24 protein-coding genes are annotated in these 25,005 nt (G+C 65.5%); 22 read left to right on the top strand and 2 right to left on the bottom strand.

The annotated features are described in order from the left end of the window. Positions 1-8 precede the first annotated feature (8 nt). The 17 genes from fmt to pyk all read left to right on the top strand — a co-directional run bounded on the left by fmt (position 9) and on the right by pyk (position 19,310). Complete coding sequence (gene fmt / locus ACWA1Q_RS07090) at positions 9-926, top strand: methionyl-tRNA formyltransferase (protein ID WP_463760648.1); 918 nt, start codon at positions 9-11, stop codon at positions 924-926. Between the two features lie 7 nt (positions 927-933). After that, positions 934-2,355 carry an RsmB/NOP family class I SAM-dependent RNA methyltransferase gene (locus ACWA1Q_RS07085; RefSeq protein WP_463760647.1) on the top strand — a complete coding sequence of 474 codons (1,422 nt, stop codon included), beginning with the start codon at positions 934-936 and terminating at the stop codon, positions 2,353-2,355. A gap of 9 nt (positions 2,356-2,364) precedes the next feature. Further along, positions 2,365-3,048: a ribulose-phosphate 3-epimerase gene (gene rpe, locus ACWA1Q_RS07080; RefSeq protein WP_463760646.1), complete on the top strand. Its 684-nt coding sequence runs from the start codon at positions 2,365-2,367 to the stop codon at positions 3,046-3,048. A 13-nt stretch (positions 3,049-3,061) separates the two neighbouring features. Then, positions 3,062-3,325, top strand: coding sequence for a phosphoribosyl-ATP diphosphatase (locus ACWA1Q_RS07075; RefSeq protein ID WP_463760644.1), 264 nt, complete (start codon positions 3,062-3,064; stop codon positions 3,323-3,325). Between the two features lie 54 nt (positions 3,326-3,379). Beyond that, positions 3,380-4,219, top strand: a complete 840-nt coding sequence (gene hisG / locus ACWA1Q_RS07070; RefSeq protein ID WP_463760643.1) for an ATP phosphoribosyltransferase — start codon at positions 3,380-3,382, stop codon at positions 4,217-4,219. A 17-nt stretch (positions 4,220-4,236) separates the two neighbouring features. Further along, positions 4,237-4,998 (top strand): imidazole glycerol phosphate synthase subunit HisF, encoded by a 762-nt coding sequence (gene hisF, locus ACWA1Q_RS07065; RefSeq protein ID WP_463760641.1) that lies wholly within the window; start codon positions 4,237-4,239, stop codon positions 4,996-4,998. Beyond that, entirely contained in the window at positions 4,998-5,375 is a 378-nt protein-coding gene (gene hisI, locus ACWA1Q_RS07060) for a phosphoribosyl-AMP cyclohydrolase (protein WP_463760639.1), read from the top strand. The genes hisF and hisI overlap by 1 nt, the downstream gene beginning before the upstream one ends. Further along, positions 5,362-6,897 (top strand): anthranilate synthase component I, encoded by a 1,536-nt coding sequence (locus tag ACWA1Q_RS07055; protein ID WP_463760638.1) that lies wholly within the window; start codon positions 5,362-5,364, stop codon positions 6,895-6,897. Before hisI ends, ACWA1Q_RS07055 begins: the two co-directional genes overlap by 14 nt. Continuing rightward, the gene (locus ACWA1Q_RS07050) at positions 6,894-7,496 is read left to right on the top strand and encodes a Trp biosynthesis-associated membrane protein (protein ID WP_463760637.1); all 603 of its coding nucleotides are present in this window, start codon (positions 6,894-6,896) and stop codon (positions 7,494-7,496) included. The genes ACWA1Q_RS07055 and ACWA1Q_RS07050 overlap by 4 nt, the downstream gene beginning before the upstream one ends. Before the next feature lie 82 nt (positions 7,497-7,578). Next, positions 7,579-7,809 (top strand): DUF6704 family protein, encoded by a 231-nt coding sequence (locus tag ACWA1Q_RS07045; RefSeq protein WP_463760635.1) that lies wholly within the window; start codon positions 7,579-7,581, stop codon positions 7,807-7,809. A 4-nt stretch (positions 7,810-7,813) separates the two neighbouring features. After that, complete coding sequence (trpC, locus tag ACWA1Q_RS07040; protein WP_463760633.1) at positions 7,814-8,584, top strand: indole-3-glycerol phosphate synthase TrpC; 771 nt, start codon at positions 7,814-7,816, stop codon at positions 8,582-8,584. Between the two features lie 4 nt (positions 8,585-8,588). Then, a complete protein-coding gene (gene trpB / locus ACWA1Q_RS07035) occupies positions 8,589-9,800 on the top strand; it encodes a tryptophan synthase subunit beta (RefSeq protein ID WP_463760632.1) in 1,212 nt (403 codons plus the stop codon). Next, positions 9,794-10,585 (top strand): tryptophan synthase subunit alpha, encoded by a 792-nt coding sequence (gene trpA, locus ACWA1Q_RS07030; RefSeq protein WP_463760799.1) that lies wholly within the window; start codon positions 9,794-9,796, stop codon positions 10,583-10,585. Before trpB ends, trpA begins: the two co-directional genes overlap by 7 nt. Positions 10,586-10,632: 47 nt before the next feature. Next, the gene (lgt, locus tag ACWA1Q_RS07025) at positions 10,633-11,604 is read left to right on the top strand and encodes a prolipoprotein diacylglyceryl transferase (protein WP_463760631.1); all 972 of its coding nucleotides are present in this window, start codon (positions 10,633-10,635) and stop codon (positions 11,602-11,604) included. A 147-nt stretch (positions 11,605-11,751) separates the two neighbouring features. After that, on the top strand, positions 11,752-16,329 hold the full coding sequence (gene gltB, locus ACWA1Q_RS07020; protein ID WP_463760629.1) for a glutamate synthase large subunit: 4,578 nt from the start codon (positions 11,752-11,754) through the stop codon (positions 16,327-16,329). Further along, positions 16,322-17,779, top strand: a complete 1,458-nt coding sequence (locus tag ACWA1Q_RS07015) for a glutamate synthase subunit beta (RefSeq protein WP_121672228.1) — start codon at positions 16,322-16,324, stop codon at positions 17,777-17,779. The genes gltB and ACWA1Q_RS07015 overlap by 8 nt, the downstream gene beginning before the upstream one ends. An 88-nt stretch (positions 17,780-17,867) precedes the next feature. After that, complete coding sequence (gene pyk, locus ACWA1Q_RS07010) at positions 17,868-19,310, top strand: pyruvate kinase (RefSeq protein WP_463760628.1); 1,443 nt, start codon at positions 17,868-17,870, stop codon at positions 19,308-19,310. A 55-nt stretch (positions 19,311-19,365) separates the two neighbouring features. On the opposite strand, the gene ACWA1Q_RS07005 is transcribed toward pyk, so the two are convergent. Beyond that, complete coding sequence (locus tag ACWA1Q_RS07005) at positions 19,366-19,545, bottom strand: hypothetical protein (protein WP_463760627.1); 180 nt, start codon at positions 19,543-19,545, stop codon at positions 19,366-19,368. A 155-nt stretch (positions 19,546-19,700) separates the two neighbouring features. Between ACWA1Q_RS07005 and ACWA1Q_RS07000 the strand changes: the two genes are divergently transcribed. Next, entirely contained in the window at positions 19,701-20,237 is a 537-nt protein-coding gene (locus ACWA1Q_RS07000; protein ID WP_463760625.1) for a DUF6328 family protein, read from the top strand. Between the two features lie 34 nt (positions 20,238-20,271). Further along, complete coding sequence (gene ku / locus ACWA1Q_RS06995; protein ID WP_463760624.1) at positions 20,272-21,126, top strand: non-homologous end joining protein Ku; 855 nt, start codon at positions 20,272-20,274, stop codon at positions 21,124-21,126. A 1-nt stretch (position 21,127) separates the two neighbouring features. Here the strand turns inward: ku and ACWA1Q_RS06990 are convergent, their stop codons facing one another. Continuing rightward, complete coding sequence (locus ACWA1Q_RS06990) at positions 21,128-22,621, bottom strand: FAD-dependent oxidoreductase (protein WP_463760622.1); 1,494 nt, start codon at positions 22,619-22,621, stop codon at positions 21,128-21,130. A 175-nt stretch (positions 22,622-22,796) separates the two neighbouring features. Here ACWA1Q_RS06990 and ACWA1Q_RS06985 point away from each other — a divergent pair, with 175 nt between their 5' ends. Genes ACWA1Q_RS06985 through ACWA1Q_RS06975 form a run of 3 tightly spaced genes read left to right on the top strand, consistent with a single transcriptional unit; the run spans position 22,797 to position 24,961 of the window. Continuing rightward, positions 22,797-23,678 carry an SDR family oxidoreductase gene (locus ACWA1Q_RS06985; RefSeq protein ID WP_463760621.1) on the top strand — a complete coding sequence of 294 codons (882 nt, stop codon included), beginning with the start codon at positions 22,797-22,799 and terminating at the stop codon, positions 23,676-23,678. Positions 23,679-23,701: 23 nt separating this feature from the next. Beyond that, a complete protein-coding gene (locus ACWA1Q_RS06980) occupies positions 23,702-23,968 on the top strand; it encodes a DUF7218 family protein (protein ID WP_463760619.1) in 267 nt (88 codons plus the stop codon). A 24-nt stretch (positions 23,969-23,992) separates the two neighbouring features. Then, the gene (locus tag ACWA1Q_RS06975) at positions 23,993-24,961 is read left to right on the top strand and encodes a DNA topoisomerase IB (protein ID WP_463760618.1); all 969 of its coding nucleotides are present in this window, start codon (positions 23,993-23,995) and stop codon (positions 24,959-24,961) included. The last annotated feature ends 44 nt before the right edge of the window (positions 24,962-25,005 follow it).

Raw genomic sequence — 25,005 nt, 5'->3', positions numbered from 1 at the left:
GAACGCGCATGAGGCTACTTTTCGCCGGTACCCCCGAGGTTGCCGTACCGAGTCTCGAACTGCTCCTGTCGGGAAAGCACGACGTCGTTGCCGTCCTCACCCGGGAGGATGCCCCTCTCGGCCGCAAACGTGTGCTCACCCCGTCGCCCGTCGCGCTGGCCGCCGAGAAGGCCGGAATCCCGGTGATCAAGGCGAACCGATTGACCGCGGAGGTCAGCCAGGCGATCACGGAGCTCGACGCCGACCTCGGTGTGATCGTCGCGTACGGGGGACTCCTGCGGGAACCCCTGCTGTCGGCACCACGACACGGTTGGATCAACCTGCATTTCTCCCGGCTCCCGGAGTGGCGCGGCGCTGCACCGGTGCAACACGCCCTCATCGCGGGCGACACGGTCGCAGGGGCGAGTGTCTTCCAGCTCGTGCGGGAACTCGACGCCGGCGACGTGTTCGGCATCCTCGAACGCCCGATCGACGCGGACGCAACCGCCGGAACCCTCCTCACCGAGCTGGCGACGAGCGGCGCAGGTTTTCTCGCAGGCATCGTCGATGACATCGATTCGGGGACAGCGCGTGCCGTTCCCCAATCCGGCGGGGTCACCCTCGCGCCGAAGCTGACCATCGACGATGGTCGCCTGGACTGGCAGGCTCCAGCGGAACAGGTCTACAACCGGTTCCGCGGGGTCACGCCCGAACCCGGAGCCCACACGAGAATCGGCGGAACCCGTTTCAAGGTCCTCGAGGCACGACCCGCCACCGGGCATACGCTTCGCCCCGGGTTGGTCGACCGCGTCGATGGCCTTGTGCTCATCGGCACAGGCACGACCGCGATCGAGCTCGTTCGGGTTCAGCCGTCAGGAAAACCGGCGATGGCCGCATCCGACTGGTGGCGAGGACTTCATCACGACCAGCCCATCCGGGCAGAGTAGGTTTCTCATGACCGCAGCACCTTCACGCACCCCGTCGACCGTTCAGCCTGCCAGGCGAATCGCCTACGACGTTCTCTCAGCGGTGAGCACGGACGACGCCTATGCGAATCTTCTCCTGCCGACGCTGATCGCCCGGGCGTCTCTCAACTCCGCTGACGCCGGGCTCGCCACCGAACTCACCTACGGCACCCTGAGGCTCCGTGGCTACTACGATCGCGTGATCGCTCTCGCCGCGGGCCGCGACATTCGCGACATCGACCCGGCCATCCTCGATGTCCTCAGGCTCGGCGCGCACCAACTCCTCGCCACCCGCGTCGCGCAGCATGCGGCGGTGAACGAATCCGTCGTCCTCGCCCGCATGGTCGGGTCCCGCTCAGCGGTCGGCTTCACCAACGGCGTTCTTCGGACCATCTCCCGGTCGACCCCGGACGAGTGGCGGGAACGCGTGCTCGCCGGCGCGAAAAACGCCGACGACAGACTCGCGGCCGACTCCGCCCACCCGGCGTGGATCCTGCGTGCGTTCCGGCAGGCGCTGGCAGCGGAGGGCAGGGCAGACGAACTCGAAGCACTCCTCGCCGCAGACAACCAGGCGCCGCGCGTCAACCTCGTCGCTCTGCCCGGCCTCACCGACGTCCCGGAGGGGGCAGACAGCAACCGGTATTCCCCGTTCGGCTTCACCCTCACGGGCGGAGACCCGGATGCCGCGATCCGGCACGAAAACGGACGACTCCGCGTGCAGGACGAGGGCTCCCAACTCGCAGCCCTCGCCCTCAGCCGGGCACGGCCAGTGCAGGCGGGGGAGCGCTGGCTCGACCTCTGTGCCGGCCCCGGCGGGAAGACAGCGATGCTCGGCGCTGAAGCAGCCATCGGCGCCGCACACGTCACCGCCAACGAGATCGTCCCCGCCAGAGCGCAACTGGTACGCCGCGCGGTCGCGCCCGTCCCAGGCGACATCCGCGTCACCGAACTCGACGGCACCGACATCGGAGACCTTCAGCCCGAAGCGTGGGACCGGATCCTCGTTGACGCGCCCTGCACCGGACTCGGTGCCCTCCGACGGCGTCCCGAAGCTCGCTGGCGCAAAACAGCGAAAGACGTCGCCGACCTGACCATCCTGCAGCAGAAGCTGCTCCTCTCGGCCTTCGATGCGCTGAAGCCAGGGGGAGTCGTCGCCTATGTGACCTGCTCGCCACACGTCGCAGAAACCCGTGGTGTCGTCGCTGATGCGCTCCGCCGGCTCGGCGACGCCGCGGAACTGCTCGATACCAGGAGCGTGCTGCAATCCATCGTTCTCGACCCCCTCGATCTCCCCGAGGCGAGCCCAGGCGAAACCGAGGCAGGCAGCACGGTACAACTGTGGCCACACCGTCACGGAACGGACGCCATGTTCATCGCCCTGATCGCCAAATCGCCGTCGGCGACTCGTTAGGCTGATCGGATGTCGATCCGAATCTCCCCGAGCATCCTGGCCGCCGATTTCGTGAACATGGAGCGAGACCTCGGCCGGATCGGCACCGCCGACCTCGTCCACGTCGACGTGATGGACAACCATTTCGTGCCGAACCTGACCTTTGGCCCGCAAATGGTCGACCGGATCCAGCAGGTTTCCTCCCTGCCTCTCGACGTGCACCTGATGATCGACGACCCGGACCGCTGGGCTCCCGGGTATGCCGAACTCGGCGCATACAGCGTCACCTTCCACGCGGAAGCGACGGCGGAACCCGTCGCTCTCGCCAGGCGGCTGCGGCAGATCGGCTCCAGGGCCGGCATCGCCCTCAAACCAGGGACCCCCGTCGAGCCGTATCTCGACCTTCTCGTCGAGTTCGACCAGGTCCTCATCATGACCGTCGAACCCGGTTTCGGCGGTCAGTCGTTCATGTCGGAGACGATGCCGAAGCTCACGGCGCTTCGTCAGACCCTGTCAAGGACAGGAGGAGACGTCTGGCTCCAGGTCGACGGCGGCATCAACGAGGACACCATCAGCATCGCGGCCGAAGCGGGAGCTGACACGTTCGTCGCCGGCTCGAGCGTATTCGGCTCCGACAATCCTGAACTCAGGATTCGTGCGCTGCGCGAGGCAGCAGCATCCGGTCACGCGCACGGGGCGTTCGCCGGGAACTAGTACCCTGATACCTGTGAAGACATTCGACGATCTGTTCGCGGAACTCAGCCTCAAAGCCGCCGAACGCCCCGAGGGCAGCGGCACGGTTCGCGAACTCGACGCCGGCGTGCACGCCATCGGCAAGAAAATCGTCGAAGAAGCCGCAGAAGTGTGGATGGCGGCCGAATACCAGAGCGACATCGAAACCGCCGAAGAGATCTCACAGCTGATCTACCACCTGCAGGTCCTCATGCTCGCGAAGGGCCTCTCGCCGGAGGATGTCTATCGACATCTGTGACGCCCGCGTCACCCTGTCGACTCCTCCGATTTACCCACCAAGAGAGACTTTCGCATGTTGAGAATTGCAGTGCCCAACAAGGGTTCATTGAGCGAAACAGCCGCACAGATGCTGTCAGAGGCCGGATACGCCGGTCGCCGCGACCCGAAGGAACTCCACCTTCTCGACGCCCCGAACGGCGTCGAGTTCTTCTTCCTCCGCCCCCGTGACATCGCCACGTACGTCGGCTCAGGCGCACTGGACGTCGGCGTCACCGGTCGCGACCTCCTTCTCGATTCCGGCTCGGAGGCATCCGAAATCGAGAGCCTCGGCTTCGGTGACTCCACCTTCCGCTTCGCCGGGCCCACCGGCCGCTTTCGTGAGCTCGCCGATCTCGCGGGCCACCGCGTCGCCACCAGCTACCCCGGCCTCGTCGGCCGCTTCCTCGCCGAGCACGACGTCGACGTGACCCTCGTGTCGCTCGACGGCGCGGTGGAGTCCGCCGTGCAGCTCGGTGTCGCGGATGCCGTCGCCGACGTCGTCTCCACCGGCACGACACTCAAGAAGGCCGGACTCGACATCTTCGGCCCCGTCATCCTCGAATCCACCGCAGTGCTGATCGGCTCACCCGAGGAGAAGCCGGGACTTGCGACGCTGCGCCGCCGGCTCCAGGGTGTTCTCGTCGCCCGTCGTTTCGTGATCATGGACTACGACCTCCCTGCCCACCTGCTCGATGAGGCAACGGCCATCGCCGGAGGCATCGAATCACCGACCGTTTCGCCGCTGCGCGACAAGGATTGGGTCGCCGTCCGGGTAATGGTCCCGCGGGAACGCACGAACCAGATCATGGATTCGCTCTATGAGATCGGCGCTCGCGCGATCCTGGTCAGCGCCATCCACGCGGCGAGACTCTAATCGGGAGCAGCGAAATCATGTCCGTTGCGTGCCGTGTCATTCCCTGCCTCGACGTCGCCGCCGGCCGCGTCGTCAAAGGCATCAATTTCCAGAACCTTCGTGACGCTGGCGACCCCGTTGAACTGGCGCGCCGATACTACGAACAGGGCGCAGACGAACTCACCTTCCTCGACGTCACCGCGACCGTCGACAACCGGGAGACCACATACGATGTCGTGACTCGCACGGCGGAACAGGTCTTCATTCCGCTCACCGTCGGTGGTGGAGTGCGCAGCGTCAACGATGTTGCACGGCTGCTGGGAAGCGGGGCAGACAAGGTCGGAGTCAACAGCGCCGCGATCGCGCGACCAGCCCTGCTCGGCGAGATCGCCGACCGCTTCGGCGCGCAGGTGCTCGTGCTGTCGCTTGACGTCAAGCGTGGCGGCAACACGGCATCCGGTTTCGTCGTCACAACCCACGGCGGCCGGACAGAGACATCCATCGACGCGCTCGAGTGGGCACGTGAAGCGATCGAACGCGGCGCCGGTGAGCTCCTCGTGAACTCGATCGACGCCGACGGCACGAAAGAGGGCTTCGACACCGAGCTCATTTCGCTCATGCGCCAGGTCAGCAGCGTGCCGGTCATCGCATCGGGTGGAGCAGGAAAAGTGACGGACTTCCCGCCGGCGATCGCAGCTGGAGCGGATGCCGTTCTCGCCGCAAGTGTCTTCCACTCCGGCGCCCTGACCATCGGTGATGTCAAGAGAGAACTGATCCACGAAGGGGTACTGGTGCGCTGATGAGTGTTTCCTCGACCATCGAGCAAATTCAGTTCGACGGGAACGGCCTCGTTCCCGCGATCGTCCAGCAGTGGGACACCGGTGAGGTGCTCATGCTCGGCTACATGAACGACGAGGCTGTGCGCCGAACGCTCACCGAGGGCCGCGTCACGTTCTGGTCGCGGTCACGTCAGGAGTACTGGCGCAAGGGCGACACCTCCGGGAACGCGCAGTACGTCAAGGGCGCCTCGCTCGACTGCGACGCCGATACGCTCCTGCTTCAGGTTGAACAGGTCGGAGTCGCCTGCCACACCGGCACGAGGACCTGCTTCGATGCGCACGTGCTCAGCCCAACCATCGGCGACCAGCCCGACGGGGACACCGATGTCACAGAGTGAAAACGGCGGCACGACAAGCCGCACCGAATTCAGCGCCCTCACTCGCGAGCACCGCGTCATTCCCGTGCTCCGCGAGCTTTTCGCCGACGGTGAAACACCCGTGGGGATCTACCGCAAGCTCGCCATCGGAAAGCCGGGGAGCTTCCTCCTCGAGTCAGCCGAGCAGGGCGGGATCTGGTCCCGTTTCTCCTTCGTTGGGGTGTCCTCATTCGGGGTCCTGACGCAGTCGAACGACTCGGTGCAGTGGATCGACTACGGCCTGAGCCGTCAGCGGGCCCTCGGGGACGTTTCCGGGCTCCGGCCCCTGCCGGCCATCGCCGAACTGCACCGCCGCTGGGAAACACCGCACATCCCCGGGCATCCGCCGCTCACCGGCGGCCTTGTTGGCTTCATCGGCTGGGAAGCGATTCGCCAGATCGAGAAGCTGCCCAACCGGCCGCCGAAAGAATTCGATGTGCCGGGGCAGGCGATGTGTTTCGTCGCCGACCTCGTCGTGCTCGATCACCGTCGCGGCACCGTCCAGCTCATCGCCAACGTGCTGAACGACGGGCTCGACGACGAAGCAACCCTGTGGCGGTCCGCCCAGGACCGGCTCGATGCCATGCAATCACGACTCGCCCAGCCGGGAGAGGCCTGGCTCGCGGACGTCGACCTGGCGACCCCGCCCTCGCCTCGGAACCGGACCGAGAAGGCGGACTTCCTCGACGCCGTCGTGACGGCGAAGGAGCGGATCCGCGACGGCGACATCTTTCAGGTCGTCGTCTCCCAGCGTTTCGACCAGGAGTGCACAGCAGAGCCGATCGACGTGTACCGGATCCTGCGGAGCCTCAACCCGAGCCCGTACATGTACCTGCTCAAGCTCCACGACGTCGACGGTATGCCGTACTCGATCGTCGGTTCGAGCCCGGAAGCGCTCGTCAAGGTTCAGGACAAACGGGTGCTCACGCACCCGATCGCCGGGTCGAAACCCCGCGGAGACACCCCCGAGCACGACATCGAACTCGCCACAGAGCTCGTCGGCGACCAGAAGGAACGCGCCGAGCACCTCATGCTCGTCGACCTCGCGCGCAACGATCTGCTGAAGGTGTGCACCGCGGGCAGCGTCGAGGTCACGGAGTTCATGCGGGTCGAGCGGTTCAGCCACATCATGCACCTCGTGTCGACGGTCGAGGGAACGCTCAGCGACTCCGCCAGCCCGATCGACGTCTTCACCGCGACATTCCCCGCTGGCACCCTCTCTGGCGCACCCAAACCGCGGGCGCTCGAGATCATCGATGAACTCGAACCGGCGCAGCGCGGCGTGTACGGGGGAGTGGTGGGATACTTCGCCTTCTCCGGCGATATCGACCTCGCTATCGCGATCCGGACCGCCACCATCGTGAACGGCATCGCCCACGTACAGGCCGGCGGCGGGCTCGTCGCCGATTCCGACCCGGAGAGCGAATACCGTGAGTCCCAGAACAAGGCAGCGGCGCCCCTCCGCGCCGTCGCCGTCGCCAACGCGATGAAACGGGTGCGATGACATCCGATTCGGGTGCCAAGCGCACCAAGTACGTGCTCATCCTCGCGTCTCTCGCGCTCAGCGGTCTTGCCTTGATCGCATGGACACAGACCTGGTTGACCGTCGAACTGCAGCCGGGCGCTCCGACGACGTCGGTCCCCGTCGACGGCACCATTGCTGCTCCGGCACTGGCCGCCCTCGCTCTCGCCGGGCTCGCCCTCGCCGCGGCTCTCGCGATCGCCGGTCTTCTGTTCCGGATTCTGCTCGGCGTCCTCAACGTGGTTCTTGGCGTGTGCATCGTCTTGTCGTCCGTGCTCGCGCTGACAGCTCCCGTCGGCGCCAGCGAAGCCGCCGTCACCGAGGCCACCGGGGTCGCCGGCTCGAACTCCATCGCCGAAATCGTGATCGCGAGCTCGCTCACCGTCTGGCCCGTCATCGCGCTTCTCACCGGCGTCCTGCTCGCGATCGCCGGAATCGTGATCGTCATCAGTGCCAAAAGCTGGCCGTCGTCATCACGAAAGTACTCAGCCGTCCGTCTCGAACCGGTCGACGGCGGCGTCTCGCCCGATTCCGTCGACAGCTGGGACGATCTCACCCGCGGCGACGACCCGACCCGCTGAACCGCCGTACCCCGTTCCGCCGCCGAGAGTCCGTCGTGACAACCGATAGACTGAGGCCGCACTGAATTACTGGAGGAAACCCATGAGCGCAGAGTCGACAGAACTAGGACACGGCCACTCACCGGCCGCCTGGACGGCGGTAACGGTGATGCTGATCGCGTTCCTCATCGGAACGATCGCATTCTGGCTGGACTGGGCCTGGCTCGTCTGGGCTGCTGCGGGGTTGCTCGTCGTCGGCGCACTTCTCGGCTGGATCCTCAAGAAGGTCGGTTACGGCGTCAACGGCCCCAAGTCCGCTCCGAAGGAGCACTAGCGCTGTGCTCGCCGACCTCACCGCTGGCGCACTTTCCGATGCCCGCCAGCGAGAGATCCTGCGCCCACTCGCGCAGGTCGAAGCCGCCGCGACGGATGCCGCGCCTCCCCTCGACGCTCTCTCGGCACTGTCCCCAGCCGACCGGGTGAAGATCATTGCCGAGGTTAAACGGGCCAGCCCGTCGCGCGGTGACCTCGCAGACATCCCTGACCCGGCCCAGCTCGCCGTGTCATACGAGCGCGGCGGGGCGAGCGCCATCAGTGTGCTCACCGAGGAACGCAAATTCAAAGGCTCACTCGACGATCTCGTGAATGTCCGCGAATCCGTCGGAATCCCGGTTCTCCGCAAAGACTTCATCTCGACCCCGTACCAGGTGTTCGAGGCGCGTGCGGCGGGAGCAGACCTCGCTCTCCTCATCGTCGCTGCGCTCGATACGAAGACCCTCACCGAGCTGTACCGTCTCATCACCGAGCTCGGGATGACGGCCCTCGTGGAAACCCACAGTGCCGACGAGCTCGAACGCGCACTCGACCTCGGCGCCAGCCTCATCGGCGTCAACGCCCGCAACCTCTCGACGTTCGAACTCGACCGCGACCTCTTCGGCCGGCTCGCGCCCCAGATCCCGTCCGGAGTCATCCGTGTCGCGGAATCTGCGGTCCTTGCCCCGGCCGACGTGGCGCACTACCGCGAAGCCGGTGCCGACGTCGTCCTCATCGGCGAAGCACTCGTGACGAGCGATCCCATACTCACCCTCGGCGAATTCCTGGCGGTCTAAAACCATGGCACTACGCGACGAAACCGGTCCATACTTCGGAGACTTCGGCGGGCGTTTCGTCCCGGAATCCCTCATCGCCGCCCTCGACGAGCTCTCAGAGGCGTGGGAACTGGCAAAGCAGGACCCCGGGTACGCGGCCGAGCTCACCGAGCTCCACGCGACCTACACCGGCAGGCCGTCCATCATCACCGAGGTGCCACGGTTCGCCGAGCACGCCGGGGGAGCCAGGATCATCCTCAAACGCGAGGACCTCAACCACACCGGATCGCACAAGATCAACAACGTTCTCGGGCAGGCGCTGCTCACCAAACGCATCGGCAAGACCCGCGTGATCGCTGAAACCGGCGCCGGGCAGCACGGCGTCGCAACCGCAACAGCGGCGGCTCTGTTCGGCCTCGACTGCGTCATCTACATGGGCGAGGTCGACACCGAGCGCCAGGCGCTCAACGTGGCACGGATGCGGCTCCTCGGCGCCGAGGTCATCGCCGTGAAGACGGGCTCCCGCACGCTCAAGGACGCGATCAACGACGCCATGCGCGACTGGGTCACCAACGTCGAGACCACCAACTACATCTTCGGAACCGTCGCTGGTCCCCACCCGTTCCCCGCCATGGTCCGTGACCTCCAGAAGATCATCGGAGAAGAAGCACGCCAGCAGGTCCTCGACCTCACCGGCAGACTTCCGGATGCCGTCACCGCATGTGTCGGAGGCGGATCGAACGCGATGGGCATCTTCCACGCCTTCCTCGACGACACGGATGTCGCCCTGTACGGTTTCGAGGCGGCGGGTGAAGGCATCGACACGCCCCGCCACGCCGCGACCATCTCGAAGGGACGCCCCGGCGTGCTCCACGGCGCGAAGAGCTTCCTGCTGCAGGACGACGACGGCCAGACCATCGAGTCGCACTCGATCTCGGCCGGCCTCGACTATCCCGGCGTCGGTCCGGAGCACTCCTGGTTGTCGAGCATCGGCCGTGCAACCTACCGGCCGGTGACGGATGCCCAGGCGATGAGCGCGCTCCGCCTGCTCAGCAGGACCGAGGGCATCATCCCGGCTATCGAGAGCGCCCACGCCCTCGCCGGCGCGCTCGAGCTCGGCAAGGAACTCGGCAAGGATGCGACGATTCTCATCAACCTCTCCGGCCGCGGCGACAAGGACATGGAGACAGCCGGTCGATACTTCGACCTGATCGATCAGGGAGCAGAACAATCGTGAGCACTGTGGCATCCGTCCTCGCCGAACGGAAGAAAGCGGGAAGCGGTGCCCTGATCGGTTACCTCCCGGTCGGGTTCCCCACGTTCGACGAGAGCGTCGACGCCGCCGTGGCGATCGCTGAGAACGGCGTCGACATCATCGAACTCGGCCTGCCATACTCCGACCCCGTCATGGACGGCCCCGTCATTCAGAAGGCGACACAGCACGCCCTCGCGAACGGGTTCAAGCTGAGCCACGGCTTCGACGCGGTTCGCGCCATCACCGCGCGGGTCGACGTTCCCGTCCTCCTCATGACGTACTGGAACCCGGTCGTGCAGTACGGCGTGGAGCGCTTCGCCGACGACCTCGCCGCTGCCGGCGGCGCAGGCCTCATCACTCCAGACCTCATCCCCGATGAAGGAGCAGATTGGCTCGCGGCCTCCGAACGTTCCGGCCTCGACCGGGTCTTCCTCGCTGCACCGTCGTCGAGTGACGCCCGGCTCCGGCTGGCTGTCGACGCCAGCAGGGGATTCGTCTACGCCGTGTCCACCATGGGCATCACCGGCGCCCGTGGCGACGTCGACAAGGCCGCCCAGATTCTCGTCTCCCGGCTCCGTGAGGCGGGGTGTGAGAACGCATGCGTCGGCCTCGGCATCTCGACCTCCGACCAGGTGCGCGAAATCCTGGCATACGCTGACGGCGCCATCGTCGGTTCAGCGCTCGTGAAAGCCCTCGCCGACGGGGGAGTGGACCGCGTCGCCGCTGTCGCCCGCGAATTGGCGCAGGGAACGGCCCGCGCGAACTAGAGTTAACCGCGCACCTCGACAGCAACCCCAGAAAGGCATGGAACCACGTGTCCATCCACCTGAGCATTCCGAGCCCGGAGATCAACTCCATCCAACTCGGTAACTTCACGATCTACTTCTATGCCATCTGCATTCTGGTAGGCATCGTTGCTGCCGCGTTCCTTACGAACGCCCGGCTGACCCGTCGCGGCGCCGAACCGGGCATCGTGCTCGACATCATTCTCTGGGCCGTTCCGCTCGGGATCATCGGCGCCCGGGTCTTCCACGTGCTGACCCACCCGAACGACTACTTCTACCCCGGCGCTGACCTGCTTCGGACCCTGTATGTCTGGGAGGGTGGCATCGCGATCTTCGGCGCGCTGATCGGTGGAGCCGTCGGTGCGTGGATCGGTTGCCGGATGACCGGCATCCGGTTCTGGACCTTCGCGGATGCTGTCGCGCCCGCTCTTCTTCTCGCCCAGGCATTCGGACGCTTCGGTAACTGGTTCAACCAGGAGCTCTTCGGGATCCCCACCACCCTGCCGTGGGGCCTCGAGATCGAGCAGTCGAACCCGGCCTGGCCCGTCGGTCTGCCCGCCGGCACGCTGTTCCACCCGACGTTCCTCTACGAAGTGATCTGGAACCTCGTCGGCGTCGCCGTGCTCCTCATCCTCGAGCGCCGGTTCCGGTTGCAGTGGGGCAAGGTCCTCGGCCTCTACCTGATCTGGTACGGCATCGGCCGCACGGTCTGGGAATCAATCCGGATCGACCCGAGCGAGGTCTTCCTCGGTCTGCGCGTCAACGTCTGGGCCGCGCTCCTTGCCATTCTGGTCGGGCTCGTCATCCTCGCTGTCCAGTCCCGCAGGCACACCGGGTTCGAGCCGAGCCCGTACGTCGCAGGGCGCGAGTGGAATGAGTCCGGCGCTGGGGTACACTCGTCACACACCGATTCGGACTACGTGGATCTCGGCGAGCCCGAGGAAACACCATCCGAATCAGGGGATGCCCTCGCCACAAGCGACACAGCCCCCAAATCCTAGGTCTGCCTGAACCGTACGGCTTCAACTGACCACTCCCTTCGCCTCGTGTGCCACGCCACACAGTCCGCTGACGGGCGGCGAAAACTTCTCACCTCCCGGGCCATCGATGTCCCACCGCCCAGATTCTTCCGTAAGGACGGTTTTCTGATGGAGCCTCGACCCACATTTTCCCAGTTCAGCCTCGTTCCAGAGGCGCAAGGACTGTACAACCCAGCGCGCGAAAAGGATGCCTGCGGTCTGGCCATGGTTGCCACCCTTCGCGGTACGGCCGGGCACGACATCATCGTCTCCGCCCTCGACGCTCTGCGGAACCTCGAACACCGCGGCGCGATCGGATCCGACGCGGGAACGGGTGACGGCGCAGGCATCCTCACCCAGATCCCCGATGAGTTCCTCCGCGCCGTCAGCGGCTTCGATCTGCCCGCCGCCGGGCAGTACGCGGTCGGAATGGCATTCCTGCCACACGATGAAGCCGAACGCGCCGAGCTCAAGGCCGGCATCGAACGGCTGGCAGACGACGAAGACCTCGCCGTGATCGGCTGGCGCGACGTACCCACCGACGACGAGCACCTTGGTCGCCTCGCGAGGAACGCCATGCCCGCATTCGAGCAGTTGTTCGTCTCGAGCACTCTCACAACGGATGCCGATGAGCCCGTCTCCGGGATCGTCCTCGACCGGCAGGCATTCCGCTTCCGCAAGCGCGTCGAACGCGAGCTCAACGGTTACTTCATCTCGTTCTCGAGCCGGACCCTCGTTTACAAGGGGATGGTCACGACGCTGCAGCTCGAACCGTTCTACCCCGACCTCAGCGACGAACGGTTCGCATCGAAGCTCGCGATCGTTCACTCGCGGTACTCGACCAACACCTTCCCGTCCTGGCCTCTGGCTCAGCCGCTTCGCATGATGGCCCACAACGGCGAGATCAACACCGTCGAAGGAAACCGCAACTGGATGCGCGCCCGCCAGTCGCAGCTCGAATCCGAACTGCTCGGTGACATCCGGCCTTTGCTTCCGATCATCACCCCCGGCGCGAGCGACTCTGCGTCGTTCGACGAAGTGCTCGAGCTGCTCACGCTCACCGGCAGGACCCTGCCGCACGCGATGATGATGATGGTGCCCGAAGCCTGGGAGAAGCAGACCGGACTGCCGCAGGAGCTCCGGGACTTTTACGAGTTCAACTCGATGCAGATGGAGCCGTGGGACGGCCCCGCCGCCCTGACCTTCACCGACGGCACCCTCGTCGGAGCGACGCTTGACCGCAACGGGCTCCGCCCTGGCCGCTGGCTCGAGACGACAGACGGCCTCATCGTGCTCGGCAGCGAAATCGGGGTGCTCGACATCGCCCCCGAGCGCGTGAAGCGCAAGGGCCGGCTGCGCCCAGGCAAGATGTTCCTCGTCGACACCGAAGGCCAGCGGCTCATCGAAGACGATGAGATCAAGGCAGAACTCGCGGCATCCCGGCCGTGGGGCGAGTGGCTCGAGGCAGGCAGGATCAACCTCTCCGACCTCCCTGAGCGCGAACACATCGTCCATACGCCGGCATCGGTGACGCGCCGTCAGCGCACCTTCGGCTACACCGAAGAAGAAGTGCGTATTCTCCTGCGTCCGATGGGCCAGACGGGCGCGGAACCTCTCGGTGCGATGGGTTCCGACACACCGATCGCTGCCCTGTCCAAGCGGCCCCGTCTGCTCTTCGACTACTTCACCCAGCAGTTCGCCCAGGTCACGAACCCGCCGCTCGACTCGATCCGCGAAGAGGTCGTGACGTCGCTCAAGCTCGGACTCGGCCCCGAGCGGAACCTGCTCAGCTCCGGACCGGAGCACGCCAGGCAGGTCGTCCTCGATTTCCCCGTCATCGACAACGACGAGCTCGCGAAGATCCAGCACATCGACCCGACCCACGGCTCGAAGACCACGACAACCATCCGCGGCCTGTACCGATTCGACGAGGGCCCTGACGCGTTGCGCAACCGTCTCACCGCAATCTGTTCCGAAGTCGACGACGCCATCGAGGCCGGCGCCCACTTCATCGTGCTGAGTGACCGGGACTCGAACAAGGACCTGGCGCCCATTCCGTCGCTGTTGCTCGTCGCCACCGTTCACCACCACCTGATCCGGGCACAGAACCGGCTCAAGGTCGGACTCGTGGTCGAGGCCGGAGACGTCCGCGAGGTTCACCACGTCGCAACCCTCATCGGGTACGGTGCTTCGGCAATCAACCCCTACCTCGCGATGGAAACCTGCGAAGACCTCGTTCGCAGCGGCGTCATCGAGGGAGTGAGCGCTGAAAAGGCTGTTCGCAATGTGATCTACGCCCTCGGCAAGGGCGTGCTCAAGATCATGTCCAAAATGGGAATCTCGACGGTCTCCTCCTACGCTGGCGCCCAGTGTTTTGAAGCCGTCGGGCTCAGCCAGGAGTTCGTCGACGAGTTCTTCACCGGGACCGAGTCGAAGCTCGGCGGGGTCGGCATCGACGTCATCCAGACCGAGAATCTTAAGCGCCACCAGTCCGCGTTCCCGCTCAACACCGCCGAGGTCGCCCACGAACGGCTTGAGACCGGAGGCGAGTACTCGTGGCGTCGCGACGGGTCCCCGCACCTGTTCAACCCCGACACGGTGTTCCGCCTGCAGCACTCCACCCGCAACCGCCGGTATGACATCTTCCGTGAGTACACGCGCCTCGTCGATGACCAGGCCGAGAACCTGATGACCCTCCGGGGGTTGTTCACACTCAAAACGGCCGAGCGCGAGAGCATCCCGATCGATGAGGTCGAATCTGTCGCGTCAATCGTCAAGCGCTTCTCGACCGGCGCAATGAGTTACGGCTCGATCTCGCAGGAGGCACACGAAACCCTCGCCATCGCGATGAACCGCCTCGGCGCGAAGTCGAACACCGGTGAAGGCGGTGAGGATACCGACCGTCTGCTCGACCCGGAGCGTCGCAGTTCCATCAAGCAGGTGGCGTCCGGCCGTTTCGGTGTCACGAGTATGTACCTCACGCACGCCGATGACATCCAGATCAAGCTCGCACAGGGAGCAAAGCCGGGCGAGGGCGGCCAGCTGCCGCCGACGAAGGTGTACCCGTGGGTGGCCAGGACCCGCCACGCAACGGCGGGCGTCGGGCTTATCTCCCCACCGCCACACCACGACATCTACTCGATTGAAGACCTCAAGCAACTGATCTTCGACCTCAAGCGCGCGAACCCCTCCGCTCGCATCCACACCAAGCTGGTCAGCCAGTCCGGTATCGGTGCTGTCGCCGCCGGTGTGGCCAAGGCGCTCTCCGACGTCATTCTCGTTTCCGGCCACGACGGCGGGACCGGGGCGAGCCCACTGAACTCACTCAAACACGCGGGCACACCGTGGGAACTCGGACTCGCCGAGACGCAGCAGACGCTCATGCTCAACGGGATGCGCGATCGCGTCGTGGTGCAGGTCGACGGTCAGCTCAAAACCGGTCGGGATGTCATCATCGGCGCTCTCCTCGGCGCCGAAGAGTTCGGGTTCGCCACGGCACCACTCGTCGTCTCCGGATGCATCATGATGCGGGTCTGCCACCTCGACACCTGTCCGGTCGGCGTCGCAACTCAGAACCCCGTGCTTCGCGAGAGGTTCACCGGCAAGCCGGAATTCGTCGTCAACTTCTTTGAGTTCATTGCCCAGGAAGTCCGGGAATACCTCGCCGAACTCGGCTTCCGCACGCTCGAGGAGGCCATCGGCCACAACGAGTTGATCGACACCAACACGGCGATCGCCCATTGGAAAGCGTCGGGGCTCAACCTCGAGCCGATCCTCGTCGGGCCCGAGTTCCAACCCGGCGAGCCTCGTACTCACGCACGCGATCAGGAACACGAACTCGACAAGCACTTCGACGTGGAGCTCATCAAGCGCAGCCATAACGTTCTCGCGCACGGGGGCCAGGTCCGCATCGACCTGCCGATCCGCAACACCGAACGGGCCGTCGGAACCATGCTCGGTCACGAGGTGACGGTTCGCCACGGCGAGAACGGTCTCGCGCCCGGCTCCATCGACGTTCACCTGACCGGGTCGGCCGGGCAATCGTTTGGCGCCTTTGTGCCTGCCGGGATCACGCTCCGCCTCGAGGGCGACTCGAACGACTACGTCGGCAAGGGACTCTCCGGCGGCGAAATCATCGTCCGTCCACCGGCCTCGTCGAGTTTCGAGGCCTCCGAGAATGTCATCGCAGGCAACGTGATCGGATACGGCGCCACCCGGGGAAGCATGTTCATCTCGGGAACCGTCGGTGAACGATTCCTCGTGCGAAACTCCGGTGCCACCGCTGTCGTCGAGGGCGTCGGCGATCACGCCCTCGAATACATGACGGGTGGGCTCGCGCTCATCCTCGGGGCGACGGGGCGCAACCTCGGCGCCGGAATGTCTGGCGGAACCGCATACGTTCGTAATCTGTCGACCGACTCGGTCAACCGCGAGGCACTCGCGACCGGCGAACTTCAGCTCACCGAGCTGGGGAGTGCCGATTCCGTGATCGTCCGTGATCTGCTCGAACGGCACCTCGCCGAGACCGGGTCCGAGCTCGCCGCACGACTGCTCTCAACCTTCGACGAGAGCATCCAAACATTCGTGAAAGTACTGCCCCGGGACTACGCAGCCGTGCTGCAGACCCGCAGCGATGCCGTCTCCGAGGGGCTCGACCCCGACGGCGACGTCGTCTGGGGCCGAATCCTGGAGGTAACCGGTGGCTGATCCCAAGGGATTCCTGAAAGTCACGGAACGTGAACTGCCGAAACGGCGGCCCGTTCCGATCCGCCTGATGGACTGGAAAGAAGTCTACGAACAGGGCGACCCGACGCAGCTGCGCCGGCAGGCCGGTCGTTGCATGGACTGCGGTGTTCCGTTCTGCCACCAGGGCTGCCCGCTCGGGAACCTCATCCCCGAGTGGAACGACCTGACCTGGCGCGGGGAAGGCCGGCAGGCCATTGAACGGCTGCACGCCACCAACAACTTCCCCGAGTTCACCGGCAGGCTGTGCCCGGCTCCCTGCGAGAGTTCGTGCGTGCTCGGCATCAACCAGCCCGCAGTCACGATCAAGCAGGTCGAGGTGTCGATCATCGACCAGGCCTTCGCGAACGGGTGGGTTGATTCGCACCCGCCGGAGAGCCTGACCGGCAAGACGGTCGCCGTCGTCGGCTCTGGCCCTGCCGGCCTCGCCGCCGCCCAGCAGCTGACGCGCGCCGGACACACTGTCGCCGTCTTCGAGCGCGACGACCGGATCGGCGGCCTGCTGCGCTACGGCATCCCCGACTTCAAGATGGAAAAGAAGCACATCGACGCCCGTCTCAAGCAGATGGCCGACGAGGGAACCCGCTTCCGCGCCGGCGTTCACATCGGTGTCGACATCAGCTGGAGCGACCTGCGCTCACGGTATGACGCTGTCGTCATCGCAACAGGTGCCATGGTTCCGCGCGACCTTCCCATCCCGGGTCGCGACCTCGCCGGCGTTCACTTCGCCATGGACTACCTCGTTCCGCAGAACAAGGCGGGCGCGGGCGATGACGTCCCCGGCCAGATCACCGCGGAGGACAAGCACGTCGTCGTCCTCGGAGGCGGCGACACCGGTGCTGACTGCATCGGCACCGCGCACCGCCAGGGCGCTGCATCCGTTACGAACCTGGCCATCGGCAAGCAGCCGCCACCGGCGCGGACCGACGCGCAGCCGTGGCCGATGATGCCGACGCTGTTCGAAATGCAGAGCGCGCACGAGGAAGGCGGCGAGCGGCAGTACCTCGTGTCGACCGTCGAGTTCCTCTCCAACGAGTCGGGCGAAGTGCGTGCGATTCGCGTTGCCGAAACCGAATTCCTCGACGGCCGTCGCGTGCCGAAGAGCGGTACCGAACGCGAGATCCCAGCCGACCTCGTCCTGCTCGCGCTCGGCTTCACCGGTCCTGAAACGGATTCGCTTGCACCGCAACTCGGCGTGCCGTTCGACGACCGCGGAAACGTCGAACGTGACAACGACTACCAGACGAGCGAGCCGGGTGTTTTCGTCGCCGGCGACGCCGGCCGGGGCCAGTCCCTCATCGTCTGGGCGATCGCCGAAGGGCGGGCAGCAGCAGCAGCTGTTGACAGGTACCTCGAGGGTGAGACGAGCCTCCCGGCACCTGTCCGCCCGACCGATCGCGCGATCTCGCTCTAGACTCGAAGGGCGCGGCCACCGTCCGCCCTCATTTCATCCCTCCGCAATCCCGCCAGCGCATCCCTGCGCAGAACATGGAGCAGCATCAATGAGACGTGCAAAAATCGTCGCGACCCTCGGCCCAGCCACCTCGAGCTATGAGGACATCCGCGCGATCATCGACGCCGGTGTCAACGTGGCTCGAATGAACCTCAGCCACGGCACCTACGACGTGCACGAGGGCGTTTACGCCAACGTTCGTAAGGCTGCCGCGGATGCCGGAAAGCCCGTCGCCGTCCTCGTCGACCTCCAGGGGCCGAAGATCCGCCTCGGCAAGTTCGAGGGCGGCCCCTACCACCTCGCCGAGGGCGACATCTTCAAAATCACCACCGAGGACGTCCTCGGCACTCGTGAACTCTCCGGCACGACCTTTAAGGGTCTGCCGAACGACGTGAAGCCAGGCGACTTCCTGCTCATCGACGACGGCAAGGTCAAGGTCAAGGTTCTCGAGACCGACGGCGTCGTCGTCACCACAGAGGTCGTCGTCGCCGGCGCCGTCTCGCACAACAAGGGCATCAACTTGCCCGGCGTCGCCGTCAATGTCCCCGCCCTGAGCGACAAGGACGAGGCCGACCTGCGCTGGGGCCTCAAGCTCGGTGCCGACTTCATCGCCCTTTCCTTCGTGCGCAACGCAGAAGACATCCAGCGGGTACACGAGATCATGGACGAGGAAGGCACGCGCCTTCCCGTCATCGCCAAGATTGAGAAGCCGCAGGCGGTCGACAACCTCGAAGAGATCATCGACGCGTTCGACGGCATCATGGTTGCTCGAGGCGACCTCGGCGTCGAACTTCCGCTTGAGGCTGTTCCGATCGTTCAGAAGCGCGCTGTCGAACTGTGCCGCCGCATGGCGAAGCCGGTCATCGTCGCGACTCAGATGCTCGAATCAATGATTTCCAGCCCGATCCCGACCCGCGCCGAGACGTCCGACGTCGCGAACGCGGTTCTCGACGGCGCCGACGCCGTTATGCTCAGTGGCGAGACGAGCGTGGGGGAGTACCCCGTCATCACCGTGCAGACCATGGCACGGATCATCGCGTCGACCGAGGACCACGGCCTCGACCGGATCGCACCGCTCGGCACGAAGCCGCGGACCCAGGGCGGCGCGATCACTCTCGCCGCGAGCGAGGTCGCCGACTTCGTCGAGGCGAAGTTCCTTTGCGTCTTCAGCGAGTCGGGCGACTCGGTTCGTCGCATGGCGCGGCTCCGCACCCAGATCCCCGTGCTCGGTTTCACCCCCGACGAGGGAATCCGCCGCCGGATGCAGCTCAACTGGGGCGTCGAGGCATTCCTCGTTGACCGGGTCACCCACACCGACGCGATGTTCAGCCAGGTCGACGACGTACTCATCGGCATGCAGATGGCAGAAATCGGAGACAAGGTCGTTGTGATCTCCGGTTCCCCTCCCGGAATTTCCGGTTCGACCAATGACCTTCGCGTGCACAAGGTCGGTGACGCCCACCAGGGCGCTGCCCCGGCTTACCAGAACTAGGTCGCGGTAACCACTCAGCGCGGGCCGGAATCGGGCCCGCGCTGAGTCGTTGGTGCTAGAGGTCGTCCGGATCGAGGTCGTCGTCCGATCCGAACTCGAGTTCGTCGATCGGCCGCTCTTCATCGGGGAGAGCGACGACGTCGAAATCGAGGTCCTCGTCATCATCCGGAAGGACTGCGAGGTCTTCGTCTTCGCTGTACTCCACCGGGTCTTCGTCTGGAATTCGGTTCATCATGATGCGAGTTCCTCCCATCCTGGTCAGGCAGCGGGCCCTGGCCGCGCTCAAACAGTAAGCTGGCAACCCACGCCGCTCAAGGACTTGACCCGGTTCCGCGGGCGGTGTTAACACGGAGCAGAAGGACATCAGGGTCCTGAACTGGAGGCGAGATCATGTCATCCGGGAGCCCGAACACCGACACGGAGGGTGTGCCCGCCCGACTGGGCCGGCACGAGACACAACTGGAACGCTCCGACCGCAACTGGGCCGATGTGCTCCAGGAGTTGCGCGTCCTGCAGGCGGGAACGCAAATCCTCACCGCCTTTCTCCTGGCCATCGCGTTCCAGCCCCGGTTCACCGAGCTGGACGACTTCCAGCTCGTTCTCTACCTCACCCTCGTTTCTGTTTCCATCACCACGACGGTTCTCAGCCTGCTGCCGGTCAGCGCGCACCGCATCCTGTTCCGCCATCTCGTGAAGAGCGCAACGGTGAAGATCGGGCACCGGATGATCCGCGCCGTGCTCGTCGGGGTCTCCCTGTCGATGATCGGAACCGCGATGCTCGTCTTCGACTTCGTCGTCAGCCGCGAGGCCGGGATCATCGCCGCCGTCTCCGTCGCCACGATCGTCCTGCTGCTCGGACTCGTTGTCCCGCTTCTGGTCCGTAATACCATGTCGCGGCGGGAATCCCGGGACAACAGCAAGGGCTAGTCATCCCCATCCGCTCTGGTGTTCACTGGGGTGCATGAGAGCTATATGGAAGGGCGCGATCACCTTCGGGCTCGTCAACGTGCCCGTCAAGGTCTACAGCGCCACCGAAGATCACGACCTGCCGCTTCACCAGGTGCACGACAAGGACGGCGGCCGGATCCGGTATCAGCGCCGCTGTGAAATCTGCGGAAAAATTGTCAAGTACGAAAACATCGACAAGGCGTACCAGGACGGCGATTCAACGGTGATCCTCACCGCCGACGACATGGCATCCCTCCCGGAGGAGAAGAGCCGCGAGATCGAGGTCGTCGAGTTCGTGCCGAGTGACCAGGTCGACCCGATCATGTACGACCGCAGTTACTTCCTCGAACCCGACTCCTCGTCTGCGAAAGCGTACGTGCTTCTGCGCAGAACCCTCGAGTCCACCGACCGCACGGCCATCGTCCAGTTCGCACTCCGCCAGAAGACCCGGCTCGCTGCACTGCGGTCCCGCGACGGAGTACTTCTGATTCAGACCCTCCTGTGGGAGGACGAAGTGCGCAAGGCCGAGTTCCCGTCGCTCGACGAAAAGGTGCGGATCTCTGCGAAAGAGCTGGAGTTGTCGTCGTCGCTCGTCGACAGTTTCGCCGACGATTTCACACCGGGCAAATACCGGGACGAGTACCAGGAGCAGTTGCGCAAACTCATCGAGGCGAAACTCGAACAGGGCGAAGCCGTCGACACGGATGCCACCTTCGGCGAATCAGGCGAGGACGCTGGTGAGAGCGGCGAGGTGATCGACCTGATGGAGGCGTTGCGGCGAAGCGTGGAGAAATCCCGCGACGCGAAAAAATCCGCCAAGAAGCCGACGAAGAAGACTCCGGCGAAAAAGGCGAGCAAGCCCGCCTGACTCAGTCGGCGAGCGGTTTCACCGCCGGACCCTCGAGAACGGCACCGTCGGGCGCGAACCTGGAGCCGTGGAGCGGGCAGTCCCATGACGTCTCAGCATCGTTCCATGTGACGATGCCGCCGAGATGGGTGCAGACGGCGGAACGGCGCCGGGTGATGCCATCGACGGTGCAGACCGCGACAGGAGCGACACCGTCGCGGACGACGATCCCCGTTCCTTCGGCTGGCGCGTCTTGTGGATCCGCGGACAGCTCGGCGCCGAGCCAGCCCTGCGCGAGGTCCCCTGCGACCTTAGCTCCAGCGCCCAGAGTGCTTCCCACAGCGGTGAACGCTGGCGGCCTGCTCTCCAGGGTTTCGGCCCATGCAGGTCGGGTTCCCGCGATGCGGGAGGAGATGGCGATGGCAGCGGCGATCCCGTTGGTGAGTCCCCACTTGGCGTATCCGGTGGCGACGAGAACCCGGTCGTCCCCGGCGGTGATCGGTCCGAAGTGGGGGAGCTCGTCTGTCGACCGGTAGTCCTGAGCCGACCAACGATGCGAAGCGACAGCATCCGGGAATTCCGCTCCTGTCCACCGCACCAGGTCCTCGACGTTCTCCGACGTCGGTGTGTCCTTGCCGACCCGGTGACCGTTGCCTCCGATGACGAGATAGCTGCCATCCGCGCGATGGGCGTCACGGATCGTGCGGGACGGCTCGTCAACGGACAGGTACATTCCCTCGAGAGATCGGCCGGGCCACCGGAAGGCAACGGCATAGGACCGCTGAGGTTCCAGGGTGGTGAAATGGCCGCCGCGTTTGAGGAACGGCGACCCTGTCGCGACGACGACCCGGTCGGCTCGCACATCACCCCGCGTGGTGGAGACCACGCACGGGTCGCCCGAGTCGATCTTCGTCGCCCGGACCCCCTCGATCACCAGCCCGCCGTGCCGCCGGATGGTGCGGACCAGCGAGTCGAGAACGTCGACCGCATCGAGCTGGAACTGGCCGGCCAGGGCAACGGCGGCCGTTACCGGGAACGGAAGGTCGAGCGTGCGCCTGGCCGTGACCGCCAACCCGAGATCGGATGCCGCGTCCAGCTCCGCTTCGACGGTCGGGGCTCCGGCATCCGTCGACGCGTAGGTGACCGCTGTGCGTTCGTCGAACGCGACACCGTGGTCGCGTACGTGCCGCAGGAGCCAGTCCTGACCGGCACGGTTCGCGCCGACGTAAGCCTCCGCGAGGTCGCGGGAGACGGCATCCCGGATCTGGGACAACCGGGACCCCTGCAGCAGCGTCACCTTGCCTGTGGTGTTCCCGGTCGTGACAGCACCGACAGAGCGCGCCTCGAGCACGACGACCGACCTGCCCTCCTCAGCGAGCATCGCCGCGGTGGCCAGGCCCGAGAGTCCAGCCCCGAGCACGAGCACGTCGACGGTGTCGAGCGCGCGCCACTCGTCGGTGTCGACCGGTACGGGGCGGTCGAGCCAGAGGGAACGGTGGAGCGGTGAAGCCGTCATGAGGGCACCCTTCGTTGTCGTGACGCGCGCGGGCGGGCCGCAGCCGCACAACGCTACTGGGGATGCCGCTCGACCCGCCACCCCTTCCACTGTGTTCAGTACGCGGCGTATGGTTCTACGCACCGTTCGCTGGACGCGGCATTCACGCCGTTCCTGACACCGAGAGAGGCCTGCCGTGACCGCTGGAAACATTGACCCAACGTCGAAGTACACCTCCGAAGACTTCCCCCGCCAGGAACAGGACCAGCCCGGTCTCACCGCGAAGACGGAACCGCGCCCTGACCACGGTGAAGAGACCTATGTCGGTACGGGAAAGCTCGATGGCCAGGTTGCGCTGATCACCGGAGGGGACTCAGGAATTGGACGGGCAGTCGCGATCGCCTTCGCGCGCGAGGGAGCGGATATCGCGATCTCCTACCTTCCTGAAGAACAGGATGACGCTGAAGACACCGCTGAATGGATCGAGAAGGCCGGCAGGAGGGCGCTCCTGCTCCCGGGTGACGCTCGCGAGGAGCAGTACAGCACCGACATCGTCGAACTCACGGTCGAAGAATTCGGCCGGCTCGACGTTCTCGTTCTCAACGCCGCGTATCAGGAGAACCGGAACGGTCTCGAGAACATCCCAACGGCCGAGTTCGACCGCGTGTTCAAAACGAACCTCTACGCCCCCATGTGGACGGCACGCGCAGCAATCCCGCACCTCAAGCCCGGAGCATCGATCATCACGACGTCGTCGATCCAGGCGTTCCAGCCATCGCCGCAGCTCATCGATTACGCGATGACCAAAGCCGCGCAGGTGGCGTTCACCCGAGCCCTCGCTGATCAGCTCGGCGAGAAGGGCGTCCGGGTGAACGCCGTTGCCCCCGGCCCCATCTGGACTCCGCTGATCCCTGCGACGTCCTGGCCGGACAAGGTCGAAACGTTCGGGCAGGACACGCCGCTTGGTCGTGCCGGCCAGCCCGCCGAGCTCGCGCCGGCTTACGTGTATCTCGCGTCAGAACACGCGTCGTACGTCTCCGGCGCGGTCCTTCCCGTCACCGGCGGCAAAAACCTCTGACACCGAGCTACCCAGGAAAGACGATGCCCCAGAAGAAAAATCCCAGCCTCAAGGACCCGGATTTGTACGAAGAGCTCCGGGAGGACGGCGCCTCGAAACAAAAGGCAGCACGCATCTCCAATTCGGCTGCGCAACGCGGCCGGAGCGAGGTCGGTCGAGCCGGCGGCGAATCAGGAAGCTACGAGGACTGGACGGTCGCGGACCTGAAGAAACGGGCGAAGGAAATCGGCCTCACGGGCTACTCCAACAAGCGCAAGGACGACCTGATCTCGGAGTTGAGAAATTCCTGAGTTCCGGCAGCACGGGGCGGCCTGATGCCCCGTTTGCGCAGAAGTGACACAACGGGCCCCGGGCTCGGCAGGAGAAGAACCCGCTCAGGGTTCCGGTATGTCGATGAGGGCGGGCATCCGCTCCGGGACGAAGAGACCATCGAGCGGATCACAGCGCTCGTCATTCCTCCGGCATGGACGGATGTGTGGATCGCGCCTCATCCGAACGCCCATATACAGGCGGTGGGGACCGACGGAGCCGGTCGACGCCAGTACCTCTATCACGAGGCGTGGTCGCGCAAGCAGGCGGAACGCAAGTTTGACCGTGCGCTCGACCTGGCGTCCGCTCTGCCCTCTGCTCGCCGTCTCGTCACTCTCGACCTGCGCAGCGTGCCCGGGTCTCGTGAGCGGGCGCTTGCGGCCGGATTTCGTCTCCTCGATTCGGCCCGCCTTCGCGTCGGGACGGAACGGTTCGCCCTCGAACACGGCAGCCATGGCCTCACCACGCTGCTCAACGCGCACGCGACCGTCAGCGGCGACACCGTTCTGCTCGACTTTCCTGGGAAAAGCGGCCAGGCCTGGTCGAGCGAAACCGAGGACGCGGATCTGGCTGCCGTGATCCGGTCCCTCAAGACCCGAGGGCCCCGGGCCCGGCTCCTCGCGTGGAAGAGCGGGGACACCTGGCGCCCGCTGCGACCGCAGGAGGTCAACGACTACGTTCGTGAGCGCACACGCGGTGACTTCACGGCCAAGGACTTCCGGACCCTGCACGGAAGCATCATCGCTGCGACCGCTCTCCGGCGGCTCGGCGTCGCGCCGAACGCAACACGATGTGCGAGGAACGTCGTCACCGCCGTGAAGGAGACGGCTGACGCACTCGGCAACACGCCTGCCGTCGCGCGAAGCAGCTACATCGATCCCCGCGTTCTCGACCGCTACCAGTCCGGTGAGATTCTCAACGGCCGGGGAGTGGCGCCCGAGACGGCGCTCCGCCGGCTCATCCTCGGCGCCTGAGCCCGGCATAGTGTCAACCCCCTGTGGCTGATCTCCGCACGAAG

The sequence above is a fragment of the Mycetocola sp. TRD_SC_2 genome (assembly GCF_055361225.1).
The sequence above is the reverse complement of the archived record's forward strand: the minus strand, read 5'-3'. Positions and strand labels throughout refer to the sequence as shown.

Bases quoted from the DNA above. Each gene is read 5' to 3' on its own strand.
- fmt (WP_463760648.1), top strand. From the start codon at position 9: ATGAGGCTACTTTTCGCCGGTACCCCCGAGGTTGCCGTACCGAGTCTC.
- ACWA1Q_RS07085 (WP_463760647.1), top strand. From the start codon at position 934: ATGACCGCAGCACCTTCACGCACCCCGTCGACCGTTCAGCCTGCCAGG.
- rpe (WP_463760646.1), top strand. From the start codon at position 2,365: ATGTCGATCCGAATCTCCCCGAGCATCCTGGCCGCCGATTTCGTGAAC.
- hisG (WP_463760643.1), top strand. From the start codon at position 3,380: ATGTTGAGAATTGCAGTGCCCAACAAGGGTTCATTGAGCGAAACAGCC.
- hisF (WP_463760641.1), top strand. From the start codon at position 4,237: ATGTCCGTTGCGTGCCGTGTCATTCCCTGCCTCGACGTCGCCGCCGGC.
- hisI (WP_463760639.1), top strand. From the start codon at position 4,998: ATGAGTGTTTCCTCGACCATCGAGCAAATTCAGTTCGACGGGAACGGC.
- ACWA1Q_RS07055 (WP_463760638.1), top strand. From the start codon at position 5,362: ATGTCACAGAGTGAAAACGGCGGCACGACAAGCCGCACCGAATTCAGC.
- ACWA1Q_RS07050 (WP_463760637.1), top strand. From the start codon at position 6,894: ATGACATCCGATTCGGGTGCCAAGCGCACCAAGTACGTGCTCATCCTC.
- ACWA1Q_RS07045 (WP_463760635.1), top strand. From the start codon at position 7,579: ATGAGCGCAGAGTCGACAGAACTAGGACACGGCCACTCACCGGCCGCC.
- trpB (WP_463760632.1), top strand. From the start codon at position 8,589: ATGGCACTACGCGACGAAACCGGTCCATACTTCGGAGACTTCGGCGGG.
- gltB (WP_463760629.1), top strand. From the start codon at position 11,752: ATGGAGCCTCGACCCACATTTTCCCAGTTCAGCCTCGTTCCAGAGGCG.
- pyk (WP_463760628.1), top strand. From the start codon at position 17,868: ATGAGACGTGCAAAAATCGTCGCGACCCTCGGCCCAGCCACCTCGAGC.
- ACWA1Q_RS07005 (WP_463760627.1), bottom strand. From the start codon at position 19,545: ATGATGAACCGAATTCCAGACGAAGACCCGGTGGAGTACAGCGAAGAC.
- ACWA1Q_RS07000 (WP_463760625.1), top strand. From the start codon at position 19,701: ATGTCATCCGGGAGCCCGAACACCGACACGGAGGGTGTGCCCGCCCGA.
- ku (WP_463760624.1), top strand. From the start codon at position 20,272: ATGAGAGCTATATGGAAGGGCGCGATCACCTTCGGGCTCGTCAACGTG.
- ACWA1Q_RS06990 (WP_463760622.1), bottom strand. From the start codon at position 22,621: ATGACGGCTTCACCGCTCCACCGTTCCCTCTGGCTCGACCGCCCCGTA.
- ACWA1Q_RS06980 (WP_463760619.1), top strand. From the start codon at position 23,702: ATGCCCCAGAAGAAAAATCCCAGCCTCAAGGACCCGGATTTGTACGAA.
- ACWA1Q_RS06975 (WP_463760618.1), top strand. From the start codon at position 23,993: ATGCCCCGTTTGCGCAGAAGTGACACAACGGGCCCCGGGCTCGGCAGG.